Source organism: Sphingobium sp. DN12 (assembly GCF_051058005.1).
Classification (GTDB): domain Bacteria; phylum Pseudomonadota; class Alphaproteobacteria; order Sphingomonadales; family Sphingomonadaceae; genus Sphingobium; species Sphingobium yanoikuyae.
Map to the genome: position 1 here is coordinate 3,544,469 of NZ_CP173717.1, position 12,254 is coordinate 3,556,722.

Annotated in this window: 13 protein-coding genes; 10 read left to right on the forward strand and 3 right to left on the reverse strand. The window is 64.9% G+C overall.

Translation table 11 applies throughout. The annotated features are described in order from the left end of the window. Positions 1 to 205: 205 nt before the first annotated feature. The 4 genes from rplQ (at position 206) to ACI6S0_RS16730 (ending at position 4,342) form a co-directional block, all read left to right on the forward strand. A complete protein-coding gene (rplQ, locus tag ACI6S0_RS16715; RefSeq protein ID WP_004208754.1) occupies positions 206 to 631 on the forward strand; it encodes a 50S ribosomal protein L17 in 426 nt (141 codons plus the stop codon). A gap of 103 nt (positions 632 to 734) precedes the next feature. Continuing rightward, positions 735 to 2,945, forward strand: a complete 2,211-nt coding sequence (locus ACI6S0_RS16720) for a prolyl oligopeptidase family serine peptidase (RefSeq protein WP_434403699.1) — start codon at positions 735 to 737, stop codon at positions 2,943 to 2,945. Positions 2,946 to 3,008: 63 nt separating this feature from the next. After that, positions 3,009 to 3,629, forward strand: a complete 621-nt coding sequence (locus tag ACI6S0_RS16725) for a hypothetical protein (protein WP_434403700.1) — start codon at positions 3,009 to 3,011, stop codon at positions 3,627 to 3,629. 119 nt (positions 3,630 to 3,748) lie between these two features. After that, a complete protein-coding gene (locus tag ACI6S0_RS16730; RefSeq protein ID WP_434403701.1) occupies positions 3,749 to 4,342 on the forward strand; it encodes an outer membrane protein in 594 nt (197 codons plus the stop codon). Positions 4,343 to 4,413: 71 nt separating this feature from the next. Here the strand turns inward: ACI6S0_RS16730 and ACI6S0_RS16735 are convergent, their stop codons facing one another. Continuing rightward, a complete protein-coding gene (locus ACI6S0_RS16735; protein WP_434403702.1) occupies positions 4,414 to 4,806 on the reverse strand; it encodes a gamma-glutamylcyclotransferase family protein in 393 nt (130 codons plus the stop codon). Between the two features lie 347 nt (positions 4,807 to 5,153). Between ACI6S0_RS16735 and ACI6S0_RS16740 the strand changes: the two genes are divergently transcribed. Beyond that, the gene (locus ACI6S0_RS16740) at positions 5,154 to 5,339 is read left to right on the forward strand and encodes a PspC domain-containing protein (protein ID WP_434403704.1); all 186 of its coding nucleotides are present in this window, start codon (positions 5,154 to 5,156) and stop codon (positions 5,337 to 5,339) included. 317 nt (positions 5,340 to 5,656) lie between these two features. Here ACI6S0_RS16740 and ACI6S0_RS16745 read toward each other — a convergent pair whose 3' ends face one another. Further along, positions 5,657 to 6,406 carry a DUF72 domain-containing protein gene (locus tag ACI6S0_RS16745; protein WP_434403705.1) on the reverse strand — a complete coding sequence of 250 codons (750 nt, stop codon included), beginning with the start codon at positions 6,404 to 6,406 and terminating at the stop codon, positions 5,657 to 5,659. Between the two features lie 120 nt (positions 6,407 to 6,526). Between ACI6S0_RS16745 and ACI6S0_RS16750 the strand changes: the two genes are divergently transcribed. Further along, positions 6,527 to 6,763 carry a DUF2061 domain-containing protein gene (locus ACI6S0_RS16750; protein ID WP_017499658.1) on the forward strand — a complete coding sequence of 79 codons (237 nt, stop codon included), beginning with the start codon at positions 6,527 to 6,529 and terminating at the stop codon, positions 6,761 to 6,763. Positions 6,764 to 6,767: 4 nt separating this feature from the next. On the opposite strand, the gene ACI6S0_RS16755 is transcribed toward ACI6S0_RS16750, so the two are convergent. Beyond that, positions 6,768 to 7,442 (reverse strand): peptidylprolyl isomerase, encoded by a 675-nt coding sequence (locus ACI6S0_RS16755; protein ID WP_434405958.1) that lies wholly within the window; start codon positions 7,440 to 7,442, stop codon positions 6,768 to 6,770. A gap of 287 nt (positions 7,443 to 7,729) precedes the next feature. Between ACI6S0_RS16755 and ACI6S0_RS16760 the strand changes: the two genes are divergently transcribed. The 4 genes from ACI6S0_RS16760 to ACI6S0_RS16775 all read left to right on the forward strand — a co-directional run bounded on the left by ACI6S0_RS16760 (position 7,730) and on the right by ACI6S0_RS16775 (position 12,248). After that, positions 7,730 to 8,854, forward strand: coding sequence for an 8-amino-7-oxononanoate synthase (locus tag ACI6S0_RS16760; RefSeq protein ID WP_017499660.1), 1,125 nt, complete (start codon positions 7,730 to 7,732; stop codon positions 8,852 to 8,854). Next, positions 8,851 to 9,483, forward strand: a complete 633-nt coding sequence (gene bioD / locus ACI6S0_RS16765) for a dethiobiotin synthase (RefSeq protein ID WP_434403706.1) — start codon at positions 8,851 to 8,853, stop codon at positions 9,481 to 9,483. Before ACI6S0_RS16760 ends, bioD begins: the two co-directional genes overlap by 4 nt. A gap of 107 nt (positions 9,484 to 9,590) precedes the next feature. Further along, the gene (locus tag ACI6S0_RS16770; protein ID WP_434403707.1) at positions 9,591 to 11,633 is read left to right on the forward strand and encodes a M13 family metallopeptidase; all 2,043 of its coding nucleotides are present in this window, start codon (positions 9,591 to 9,593) and stop codon (positions 11,631 to 11,633) included. A 204-nt stretch (positions 11,634 to 11,837) separates the two neighbouring features. Continuing rightward, positions 11,838 to 12,248, forward strand: a complete 411-nt coding sequence (locus ACI6S0_RS16775) for a DUF4168 domain-containing protein (RefSeq protein WP_004208769.1) — start codon at positions 11,838 to 11,840, stop codon at positions 12,246 to 12,248. Positions 12,249 to 12,254: the final 6 nt, after the last annotated feature.

Genomic DNA, 12,254 nt, shown 5'->3' on the forward strand with positions numbered 1-12,254 from the left:
TCGGAGCGAGCCGCGCAGCGCAGCAGCGCGGCGGTTCGCAACGCGAACGCGAACGACCGGCCAGCGACGCGCAGCGTCGTCTGACGTCACGGGATTTACTCCCGTGACGGTCGCCGGACGGTCAATGGGGTATTAGGCGGTCCCCATGAAAACCGCCTGGTCTGGGGTACCTCATCCGGCCCCTTAACGAACGAAGGAATGAGACATGCGTCATAAAGTTGGTCATCGTAAGCTTCAGCGCAGCACCGGTCATCGTACCGCCCTGCTTCGCAACCTGGCTGCCTCGCTCATCAAGCATGAGCAGATCCTGACCACCACGCCGAAGGCGAAGGAACTGCGTCCCTACGTCGAGAAGCTGATCACCCTCGCCAAGAAGGGTGGCCTGTCCAACCGTCGTCTGGCCGACGCCCGCCTGAAGGACGATGCGCAGCTGACCAAGCTGTTCGAAGTCCTGGCCGAGCGTTACAAGGATCGCAACGGTGGCTACACCCGCGTGATCAAGGCCGGTTTCCGCGCTTCGGACGCCGCGCCGATCGCCATCATCGAGCTGGTCGACCGTGACGTCGATGCCAAGGGCCAGGACTCCGGTCCGGTCAACACCGTCGACGAAGACGAATTCGAAGCCGCCTGATCGCGGTTCCACCGGTAACGGTGGATAGACGATAGTCGAACAGGCCGCGGCTTCATCCGAAGCTGCGGCCTGTTTTCTTTTCAAGGACAATAGGGTCGAGAGGATGCGCGCGCTTCGCCGCCTGATCTGGCCGCTGCCGGCCCTGCTGGCAGTGATCGCCGCCGCGCCGGCCTCTGCTGTGGCGGCCGCTGCCTCAGGCGATGTCACCCCCGCCGCGATTGACGCGACGCCGCCGGACAACGGCCTTCATTACCCGCTCACCCGTCGCCAGGATCTGGTCGAGGATCATTTCGGCGTGAAGGTGACCGATCCCTATCGCTGGCTGGAAAATGACGTCCGCACCGACCCCGCCGTGCGCGACTGGGTGGGCCGCGAGAACGACCTGACCCGCCGCTATATCGATGACCTGCCCGGCCGCGACGCGCTCAAGACGCGGATGCAGGCGCTCTTCGCCCATGGCCGCTTCACCGTGCCGCGCAAGGCCGGCACTCGCTATTTCTACGGCTATAACAAGGGGCTGCAGAACCAGACCCCGCTCTATGTCCGCGAAGGACTGGCCGGTGAACAAAGGCTGCTGCTCGATCCCAATCGCTGGGCCAGGGACGGCGCGAGCGCGCTGGCCGAATGGACGCCCTCGCCCGACGGCCGCTTCCTCGCCTATGGCGTGCAGGATGCCGGCAGCGACTGGCGCACCCTGCGCGTGCTGGACGTCGACAGTGGCAAGATCCTCGACGACAAGGTCGAATGGGTCAAATTCTCGCAAACCGCCTGGGACGGCCGGGGCGAGGGCTTCTTCTACTCCCGCTACGCCGCCCCGGTCGACGGCGAAGCCTATCAGTCGACCAACAGCGACCAGCAGCTTTATTATCATCGCATCGGCACGCCTCAGGCGCAGGACCAGCTCATCTATGCGACGCCCGATCGCCCCGGCCTCAGCCACACCGCCCAGGTGACGAGCGATGGCCGCTGGCTGATCGTCAGCAGCTTTGCCGGCATGGATCCGCGCCGCGAGCTGCATGTCGCCGCGCTCGACGGTGGCCCCGTCAAGCTGCGGACGCTGGTCAAGGGCCTCGCCAATGACTGGCGCCTGATCGGCAGCCGGGGATCGACCCTCTATTTCGTCACCGACCGCAAGGCCGCCCATATGCGGCTGGTGACGCTCGATGCCCTGCGGCCGGGGCGCAGCGAAAAGCCGCTGGTGGCCGAACGCACCGATACGCTTGCCGGCGGATCGCTGGTCGGCAACCGCTTCATCCTCGCTTACATGACCCAATCGGAAACCGTCGCCGAACTGGTCGAGCTGGACGGGCGCAAGGTCGGCGACGTGCCGCTGCCCGGCATGGGCACCGCTGCTGGTTTCGGCGGGCGCGATGGCGACCCGGAAACCTTCTTCTCCTTCTCCGGCTTCGTGACGCCGGCCAGCATCTATCGCTTCGACACGGCGAGCCAGCAGACCCAGCTCTTCGCCCAGCCCGACCTGCCCTTCAATCCCGCCGATTATGGCGTCGAACAGGTCAGCTATCCCTCGAAGGACGGCACGCTGATCCCGATGACGATCCTGCGCAAGAAAGTGCTGGCCGACCATGCACAGGCGGTGCCGACCATCCTCTATGGCTATGGCGGCTTCAACATCGCGCTGACGCCCGGCTATTCGGCGACCCGCATGGCCTGGCTGGAACAGGGCGGCGCCTATGCCATCGCCAATCTGCGCGGCGGCGGCGAGTTCGGCAAGGCCTGGCACGACGCCGGGCGCGGCGCCAACAAGCAGAATGTGTTCGACGATTTCATCGCCGCCGCCGAGTATCTCAAGGCCCAGGGCTATACCCCCAAGGATGGGCTGGCGATCGAGGGCCGTTCCAATGGCGGCCTGCTGGTCGGCGCGGTGGTCAACCAGCGGCCCGACCTGTTCGCCGCCGCCCTGCCCGCGGTCGGCGTCATGGACATGCTGCGCTTCGATCGCTTCACCGCCGGCCGCTATTGGGTCGACGATTATGGATCGCCCGACAATGAACGCGACTTCCCCCTGCTCTATGGCTATTCGCCCTATCACAACATCTTGAGCGGCAAGGATTATCCGGCGATCCTGGTGACCACGGCGGATACCGACGACCGGGTCGTGCCGGCGCACAGCTTCAAATATGCCGCCGCGCTGCAGGCCGCATCGATCGGCGACAAGCCGCATCTGCTGCGGGTGGAGAATCGTGCGGGCCATGGCGCGGGCAAGCCGATCGACAAGCTGATCGAGGAATATGCCGACAGCTATGCTTTCGCCGCCCATTTCACCGGGCTCGACATCCAGCGCAAACCGGACTGAGCCCATTCAGCCTCTGGACAGCCCGACGCGGCTATGGCTCTGTCCATCGCAGGAGACAGGCAGATGATCGGGAACAGGACGCGGTGGATGACGGGTGCGCTGATCGGCGCAGGGCTGCTGCTGGGCAGCGTCGCCCCGGCACAGGCCCGGCCCCGCTATGACGATCGCTACTGGCATCACCGCCATGATCGCGGCAACGGCTTCGGCTTTGGCGACGCGGTCGGCATTGCCGCCCTGCTCGGCGCCGCCGTGGTGGTCGCCAATTCCGTCTCCAAGGACCGCAAGGACGCACGCGGCGCCGATACCGACAACCGTCCCTATGCCGACAATGACGCCCCGCCTCCGACCAGTGGCACCGACTATGGAGCGGATGCCGACAACACGGGACCGCCCGCGCGCGCGGATGATTTTTCGGACGTCGCTGCCACCAACCAGAGCAATGACCAGCTGACCGACGCCTGCGCGCTGGCCGCGCGGGACGAGGCGCAGGGCCAGGCCGGCTATGCCGAAATCCGCCACATCGACGAGCCGCGCGCGACCGCCGACGGCTATAATATCGATGGCGAGGTCGAAACCCGCGCCAGCTATCGCGCCACCGAAGGCACCACCCGCCGCTTCACCTGCGCGATGAAGGACGGCCGCGTGGCAGAGGTCTATCTCAGCCACGACGTGGCGATGCACTGACGCATAGCCACCGGATTGTCTCGCAACGCGAGACAGTCTGGTGCGCCGCCGCCGGCTTATCATGCCCGCCCATTTCCCTATTTCGAGCCCATCTCGAACAAATGGGAAAAGGGATAGACATGATGAGAAACATGATCGGCACCGCGGCAGCTATCGGCCTTGCCCTCGCCTGCGGCACCGCCCATGCCGAAAGCTTCCAGGGCCCCTATGTCGGCGTTCAGGCCGGCTGGAACCGCGACAGCATCGGCAGCGCCAACAGCGATGTCGGCCGTCTCGACCTGCATGAATCGCGCGATGCCTTCTTCGGTGGCGGATTTGCCGGTTATGATCATCAGCTTACCGACAGGATCGTGGTCGGCGTGGAGGCCGGTTTCGACATCGCGGCCGATGACGCATCCCGCGTCGGCGGAGCGCTGATCGATCCCAATTACAGCTTCGATATCGGCGCGCGCGCCGGCTATGTCGTCGGCGGCAACACCCTGCTCTATGTCCGGGGCAGCTACGAGAATATGCGCGCCCGTATCGCGTTGAGCGACGCCAATGGCACCCTTTCGGGCCATGATAGCTTCGACGGCTGGGGCGTGGGTGCTGGCGTCGAGCGTTTCGTCGCCGATAAGGTCACCGCGCGTATCGAATATCGATATAGTGACCTTGGCGACGGCGGCAAGTTCGACCGGCACCAGACCCTGGTCGGCCTCGCCTATCATTTCTGATCGTCAGCCGGGGCGGGCAGGCGCAAGCTAGCCCTGCCCGTCCAGAGGCCAGAGCCATCCATTCCAGCGGATCAGCGCGCCGCCAGATAATCGCCGCTGGCGATCACCCGATGTCCGGTAACGGACAGGGCGTACAGATAGACCCAGGCCGTGACAGGCCCATCCGCCGTTTCCACGATGCAGTGTTCGCGGCGATATTCATGGGGCAGTGGATCGTCGGGCGTGCATTCCTCATAGGCGTCGAGCCGCGCCAGCAGCGCCTCCGCTTCGGGCAGCGCGAACAGGTCGCCATGCACGCGCCCCGCCTCCCCCGGCACGAAACCGGGATAATCCGCCACCTGATAGAGCTTCCCGCCGATCCAGCCCGGCCCGATCCACTCTGCGCGATCGGCCAGCCAGTGCGCCATCGGCCCGTCAAAGCCCGGTCGCAGCGTGCCGTAAACGAAAAGCAACGGCCTATTCATTGCCCACCTGCAACTTTCACCGATTGACGGCAAATTTTCCCAATCATCGGATTTTTTCGCATGACGAAAAAATCGGCAGTTGAGGAAAACCCACGGATTTCCGCCAAAAATCGAAACTGGCACGCCGCCTGCAATATCGTCTGACATCAAGGCCGGACGGTCCGGCCAGGAAATATCCAGGGAGTGAGTATCATGTCCATCGCCAAGTTCCAGAGCGTCGCCCTTGCCTTTGTCGGCGCTGTCATCTTCGCCAGCCTGTTCGTCGGCGCGGCGGTTCCGGTTGCCCCGATCGCCTGATCGGGCAACCGCCCCCTTTCCCATCACAGATATTATTGAAGGCCAGATCCATGAACAACAGCTTCACCCTCGACCGCCGCAACGCGAAGATCATGGGCGTGTGCGCCGGCATCGCCAACCGCACCGGGCTGGATGTCACGCTGATCCGCGTTGCCCTGGCGCTGCTGACCCTGTGCGCCCTGGGCCCGATCGGCGTCGTGGCCTATCTGCTCGCCGGCTGGCTGGCCGAGGGTTGATCCCTCGCCGCCACCGGAAGGCAGGGTTTCCGGATACAAAAGCGCCGCCCCGGCATATGCCCTGGGCGGCCTTTTTATGCCCCGCATTGGCGGGACAAGGATGAGCGCGATCTGCGCTTAAGCGTACAGCACCGAGTAGAAGGTCAGCATCTGGACGCTGACCGCAACCACCAGCGCAGTCGCCTGAAAGGCCTGACGCATATTGGACTCCATCATTGGAACGACATCCCGGATCGGGATGGAACGCCATATGATGATTTCACATCATTGTAACAATCGCAAAGCCTGACATGCCAATTGCATCAAACGCAATTATGTCACAGCTGTTGCTCCAGAGCCATGATGGTCGCACGCGCCGCTGCCGGGTTCCGAACCTTGGCGCCGCCGATGTAGAAGAGATAGGCGTCGCCCTGCGCCGCCTGCGCCTTTGCGCGATCGGCCCAGCCGGCGATGTCCGTCGCGGTATAGCCGGTCTCCTCGCCCTCCCGACTGCGCATCAGCCGTCTGTAGGAAAAGCCGACATCATGGCCGGTGATTGCCGGATAGTCGTCATGGTCGGCCAGCACCACCGCCGCCCCCGCGTCGCGCGCCAGCGCCAGAAAGGCCGGATCATCGAAGCTTTCGTGCCGCACCTCCAGCGCATGGCGCAGCGCCACGCCATCGACGCTCGCCGGCAACAATTGCAGGAAGGCGCCGAAATCATCGGGATCGAATCTCTTGGTCGGCATGAACTGCCACAGGATCGGCCCCAGCCGGTCGCCCAGTTCGACGATCCCCTGATGGGTGAATTTCTGGATCGACTCGCCCGCCTCCGCCAGCACGCGGCGATTGGTGCAGAATCGCGACGCCTTGACCGCAAACTGGAAGCCGTCGGGCACCGCCTGCGCCCAGCCGGCAAAGGTCGCCGGCTTCTGGCTGCTATAATAGGTGGCGTTGATCTCCGTCGCGGTCAGTTGCACGCCGACATAGGCCAGTTCATCCTTCTGGCGCATGCCGGCGGGATAGAAGCTGCCGCGCCAGGGTTCATAGACCCATCCGCCGATGCCGACCCTGATCCGTCCCGTCATGAAGATCCTCCCTGCGCCATATTGATCGCCCGTAACGATCAGAGCCAGCGGGAAAAGCCATTGGCGATTATTGCGAATAATTCTTAATTATCGGCCAACAGCTTTCAAAGGGGTTCCGCCATGTCGCTCGATCTCATCAAGACCGCCACCTATTTGTCGATCCACCTGACCGTGGGCTTCACCGTCGCCTATCTGATGACCGGATCGGTCGCACTGGCCGGTGGCATCGCGCTCGTCGAACCCATGGTCAATGCGGTCGCCTTCTTCTTCCACGAACAGGCCTGGAAGCGCTTCACCGCCCGGCCGCCGCGCAATGCCGGACGCGACTGGATGCGCGGTCAAGCGGCGATCGCCTGATCCCTCACTGCTTCGGCCGCGGCTTGGCGCGCGGGATCAGCCAGGGCTTCACCTTGCCGGTCGGCCGCGCCTTGCCGTCCAGCCTTCGCACATGCCGGATGGTGATCGGCTTGACGATCATCTGCCCGCGCATCGGCCCGGTGCCGCAACAGGTCGGCACCGCCAGGATGCGACGCACCACGTCCATGCCGGCCACCACATGGCCAAAGGCGGCATAGCCGATCGAACTGCCCTGCGCGTCCATCCTCGGCGTCGGTCCCACCGTGATGAAGAAATTGCCCGATGCCGAATTGGGCCGGTCGGGCCGGGCCATCGACAATGTCGCGTCGAGATGCCTGAGCCCGGTCTGGCTGGTCGGCTCATGCCGGACCGGCGGCAAGGCCCGGCGCAGGTCGGTATCGATCCCACCCTGGATCAGGCCATATTTGGGATCGCTCTTGCGCCGCGCCGCCCGGTAGAAGACCGTGCCGTCGAGCCGCTGGTCGTCGGCATAGGCCAGGAAATTGGCGCTGGTCAGGGGAGCGCGACGCTGGTCGACCGCCACGATGATCGTACCGACCGACGTATCGATCGCCACCCGCGTGTAGCCGGGGGTCGGCCGATTGGCGGGTTGGGCGTTGGCCAGACCGGGTAACAGGGCGAACAGGAAAACGGCAAGACGGCAGGCAACAGAAGGCATCGACACGGGAACACTCGTCGGGAAGGAAGGATGCCGAGGCTATCGACCGCGCATCGCGGACGCAACCGAGCAACAGGGCACAGGGCACAGGGCACGCTGCCCTTTGCCGATATGGCGCTTATGCTGTCCTACAGCATGTCATCACCCTATATTGCCCGGCCTCGGCGATCGAACAGCTTTGTAACGAAATTTCCCACATTTGAATGAAGATGACAAAATGTGCGGGAAATGTGCGAAGTTAAGCGCTTGCTTGCCGGGCTCGGGGCGCGGGCCTATAGCCCGCGGCCATGAGCAGCGAACCCTTCCGCACGCAACTCGCCGCGCTTGAATCGCGGGGGCGCCTGCGCCACCTGATCCCCCGCGCCGGGCGTGATTTTGCCTCCAACGACTATCTTGGCCTCGCGTCCGATCCGATGATCGGCCAGGCCGTGGCGGACGCGGTCGCGCGCGGCGTGCCGGTCGGCTCGGGCGGCTCGCGCCTGCTGCGCGGCAATGCCCCCGAACATGAAGGGCTGGAGGCCAAGGCTGCGGAATTTTTCCGCACCCAGGCGTCGCTGTTCCTGGCCAACGGCTTTCTCGCCAACATGGCGCTGTTCGCGACCCTGCCGCAGCGCGGTGACCTGATCGTCGCGGACGAGCTGATCCATGCCAGCGTCCATGACGGCATCCGCCTGTCGAAGGCGACCGCGGTCTTCGCCCGTCACAATGACCTGCAAAGCTTCGCCGACCTCATCACCGCCTTCCGCGCCGAAGGGGGCAAGGGCCGGATCTGGATTGCGGTCGAGACACTCTATTCGATGGACGGCGACATGGCGCCGCTCGGCGATCTCGCCAAGCTGGCCGCCACCCATGATGCGATGCTGTTGCTGGACGAAGCGCATGGCACCGGCGTCTTCGGTCCCGGCGGGCGTGGCCTGTCGGCCGGCCTCGATGGGCTGCACAATGTCATCACCCTCCACACCTGTGGCAAGGCGATGGGCGTGGAGGGCGCGCTGATCTGCGGCCCGCGCATCCATATCGACTATCTCATCAACCGCGCCCGGCCCTTCATCTTCTCGACCGCGCCTTCGCCGCTGATGGCGGTCGCTGCTTCCGCCGCGATCGACCGGATCGAGACCGCCGACAATCGCCGCGACCGGCTGGCCACATTGCGCCAGGATGCGGTCGAGGCGATCTGCGCGCCGCTCGGCCTGCCCCGTCCGCGCAGCCAGATCATCCCGCTGATCCTGGGCGAGGACGCGCGGACCATGGCCGCCGCCGCCGCCTTGCAGGAGGCCGGCTTCGACGTGCGCGGCATCCGCCCGCCGACCGTGCCCGCCGGCACCAGCCGCCTCCGCATCTCGCTCTCGCTCAATGTCGGGCGCGCCGACGTGATTGCGCTGGGCGACGTGCTGCGCCGGGTCGCCCGATGACCGCGCTGATCGTCACCGGCACCGATACCGACATCGGCAAGACCGTCTTCGCCGCCGGCCTCGCCGCGACGCTCGGCGCCTATTATTGGAAGCCGATCCAGGCGGGCGTCGATCCGCAGGGGGACAAGGAACGGGTTGCCACCCTGTCCGGCCTGCCGCCCGAACGCATCCTGCCCGAAGCCTATCGCCTTGCCACGCCCGCCTCGCCGCATCTTGCCGCGCGGATCGACGGCGTCGACATCTCGCTCGATCGCCTGGCCCTGCCCAGGGTCGATGGACCGCTGGTGGTCGAAGGCGCGGGCGGCGTGCTGGTGCCGGTCAGCGCAAGCCTGCTGATGGCGGACCTGTTCGCCTATTGGGGCCAGCCCGCGATCCTGTGCGCCCGCACCGGCCTTGGCACGATCAACCACAGTCTACTCAGCATAGAGGCATTGCGCGCGCGCGGTGTCCATGTCGTCGGCATCGCCTTCATCGGGGATGCGCATGAGGAGAATGAGCGGATCATCCCGCACATCGCCGGCGTGCCCAGTCTGGGGCGCCTGCCGCTGCTCGATCCGCTCGACCGGGACAGTCTGGCGGCGGCCTTCAGGGCGCACATTCACCTTCCCGATAATTTCAACGGCCGATAATTTTCGACCAACGACATGGACATGCCGCTTTGACGGGCGTTGAACTGCCCGCCAGAACGGACAGAGCGAATGACGTCCGATCCAGACGAAGCAAGGGAATAGCCTTCATGAAGTTCCTCCTGATGGGCGCTGCCGCCACCGGCCTCGCGCTCGCCGCGACCGTGGCCTATGCCGACCAGCCCGCCACCACGACCGCCGCTGCCCCGGCCGCCAAGCCGACCTATGGCACCTATGGTTTCGACACGGCCGGCATGGACAGCTCGGTCAAGCCCGGCGACGATTTCTATGAATATGCCAACGGCACCTGGCTGAAGAACACGCCGATCCCGGCGGACAAGTCCAACTATGGCGCCTTCACTGTTCTGGATGAACTGTCGCAGAAGCGCACCCGCGAGATATTGGACGGCGCCAAGACCGATCCGAACAGCAAGATCGGCGTCGCCTATGCGACCTATCTGGATTCGGCCGCGGTTGAGGCGAAGGGCCTTGCCCCGATCAAGCCCTGGCTGGCCGAAATCGGCGCGGTCAAGGATCTCAAGGCCTATGCCGCCCTGTCCGGCAAGGCGGCGCGCGCGGGCGTGCGCGGCCCGTTCCGCTTCTATGTCGGTCAGGACGACAAGGATCCCGAAACCTACATCCTCTCGATGATGCAGGGTGGCCTGGGCCTGCCCGACCGCGACTATTATCTCGACCAGGGCGAGAAGATGGCGGCGATCCGCACCGCCTATGTCGCCCATCTCGAACAGATGCTCACCCTGCTGGGCGAACCCAATGCCAAGGCCCGCGCTGCCGCGCTGATGGCGTTCGAGACCGAGATCGCCAAGGTCCACTGGACCCAGGTCGACAGCCGCGACGCGGACAAGACCTATAACAAGATGAGCCTCGCCGCGCTGCAGAAGGCTGCGCCCGGTTTCGACTTCGCCGCCTATTTCGGCGCCGTCGGCCTCAAGCCCACCGACCTGCTGGTCGCCCAGCCCTCCGCCGTTACCGGCGAAGCCGCGCTGATCGCCAAGGCGCCGATCGGCGTGCTGAAGGACAGCCTGCTGCTGCGCAGCGTCCACAGCTATGCCGACTATCTGCCCGACAACATCGCCAGCGCCGATTTCGCCTTTTTCGGCACCACCCTGTCGGGCACGCCCGAGCGCGAGGAACGCTGGAAGCGCGGCGTCACCTTCCTCAAGGAATCGCTCGGTGAGGAAGTCGGCAAGGTCTATGTCGCCAAATATTTCCCGCCCGAAACCAAGGCGGCGATGGACCAGCTGGGCAAGAATGTCCTGTCGGCCATGGGCCGCCGCATCGACGGCCTGCCGTGGATGAGCGACGAGGCCAAGGCCCGCGCCCACAAGAAGCTGGCTGCCTTCACGCCCAAGATCGGCTATCCTGATCGCTGGCGCGACTATAGCGGCCTGACCATCAAATCGGGCGACCTGTTCGGCAATGCGATGCGCGCGAACCAGTTCGATTTCGATTATAATATCGGCAAGCTGGGCAAGCCCATCTATCGCTGGGAATGGGGCATGACCCCGATGGAGATCAACGCCTATGCCAATTTCGGCATGGTCGAGATCGTCTTCCCCGCCGCCATCCTGCAGCCGCCCTTCTTTGACCCCAATGCCGACCCGGCAGTCAATTATGGCGGCATCGGTGCGGTGATCGGGCATGAACTCAGCCATCATTTCGACGACCAGGGCGCGAAATATGACGAGACCGGCAAGCTCAACCAGTGGTGGACCGATCAGGACGTCGCCAATTTCAAGGCGCTGACCGCCAAGCTCGGCGCTCAATATGACGCCTATGAGCCCTTCGCCGGCGCGCATGTGAAGGGCGCCTTCACCATGGGCGAGAATATCGGCGATCTGGGCGGCCTGGCCGTCGCGCTCGACGCCTATCATGCCTCGCTGGGCGGCAAGGCCGCGCCGGTGATCGACGGCATGACCGGCGACCAGCGCTTCTTCCTGGGCTGGGCACAGGTGTGGCGTCGCAATTATCGCGAGGCCAATCTGCGCCAGCGCCTGGTCACCGATCCGCACGCGCCGTCGCAATATCGCGCCGACATCGTGCGCAATTTCGACGCCTGGTATGATGCGTTCAAGCCCGCACCGGGCGGCAAGATCTATCTCGATCCCAAGGATCGGGTGAAGATCTGGTAAGCAGAATCGGGAAGGGCCGCTCATCGGGCGGCCCTTTTTCGTTGCGGCATGGAAATGAGGCCCGCGACCGATCGTTTCCCCTTCGCGGCGGGCTGACGGGAACTTTTCCGCCATCTTTCTAATGCCACGCTTCATCCTGTCGGGACTTTTCCCCGGCCTGCTTTGTCCACAGCTTTGGGCGGTAGCAAAGCCAAGGAGAAGCACATGACGGGTCTCAACCTTTCGAACATCATCAAGACCGGTGTCGCGTCCGTCGCGCTGCTGGCAGCCTATTCCGTGTCGGCGCAGACGCCTGCCGCCCCCGCAGCATCGGCCCCCGCCGCCGGCGCCAGCAACTTCAGCGATGCCGACATCAAGCAGTTTGCCGCCGCCGCCGTCGAAGTGACCAAGATTCAGTCGGACAATGCGATTGCCGCCGCGGAAAAGCAGCCCAAGATGCTGGCTGCGCTGCAGTCGAAGGGCATTCCGCCCGAAAAGTTCAACGCCATCGGCCAGGCTGCGGCCGCCGACCCGGCCCTGCAGCAGCGGATTCAGGCTGCCGCTGGCACGCCGGCACCAGCCGCGCCCGCCAGCCCGGCGACCCCGGCTGATCCGGCAACCCCGCCGCAGCAATAAGCATAT

Bases quoted from the DNA above. Each gene is read 5' to 3' on its own strand.
- ACI6S0_RS16720 (WP_434403699.1), top strand. From the start codon at position 735: ATGCGCGCGCTTCGCCGCCTGATCTGGCCGCTGCCGGCCCTGCTGGCA.
- ACI6S0_RS16745 (WP_434403705.1), bottom strand. From the start codon at position 6,406: ATGACGGGACGGATCAGGGTCGGCATCGGCGGATGGGTCTATGAACCC.
- ACI6S0_RS16730 (WP_434403701.1), top strand. From the start codon at position 3,749: ATGATGAGAAACATGATCGGCACCGCGGCAGCTATCGGCCTTGCCCTC.
- ACI6S0_RS16740 (WP_434403704.1), top strand. From the start codon at position 5,154: ATGAACAACAGCTTCACCCTCGACCGCCGCAACGCGAAGATCATGGGC.
- ACI6S0_RS16755 (WP_434405958.1), bottom strand. From the start codon at position 7,442: ATGCCTTCTGTTGCCTGCCGTCTTGCCGTTTTCCTGTTCGCCCTGTTA.
- ACI6S0_RS16750 (WP_017499658.1), top strand. From the start codon at position 6,527: ATGTCGCTCGATCTCATCAAGACCGCCACCTATTTGTCGATCCACCTG.
- rplQ (WP_004208754.1), top strand. From the start codon at position 206: ATGCGTCATAAAGTTGGTCATCGTAAGCTTCAGCGCAGCACCGGTCAT.
- ACI6S0_RS16775 (WP_004208769.1), top strand. From the start codon at position 11,838: ATGACGGGTCTCAACCTTTCGAACATCATCAAGACCGGTGTCGCGTCC.
- bioD (WP_434403706.1), top strand. From the start codon at position 8,851: ATGACCGCGCTGATCGTCACCGGCACCGATACCGACATCGGCAAGACC.
- ACI6S0_RS16770 (WP_434403707.1), top strand. From the start codon at position 9,591: ATGAAGTTCCTCCTGATGGGCGCTGCCGCCACCGGCCTCGCGCTCGCC.
- ACI6S0_RS16735 (WP_434403702.1), bottom strand. From the start codon at position 4,806: ATGAATAGGCCGTTGCTTTTCGTTTACGGCACGCTGCGACCGGGCTTT.
- ACI6S0_RS16725 (WP_434403700.1), top strand. From the start codon at position 3,009: ATGATCGGGAACAGGACGCGGTGGATGACGGGTGCGCTGATCGGCGCA.
- ACI6S0_RS16760 (WP_017499660.1), top strand. From the start codon at position 7,730: ATGAGCAGCGAACCCTTCCGCACGCAACTCGCCGCGCTTGAATCGCGG.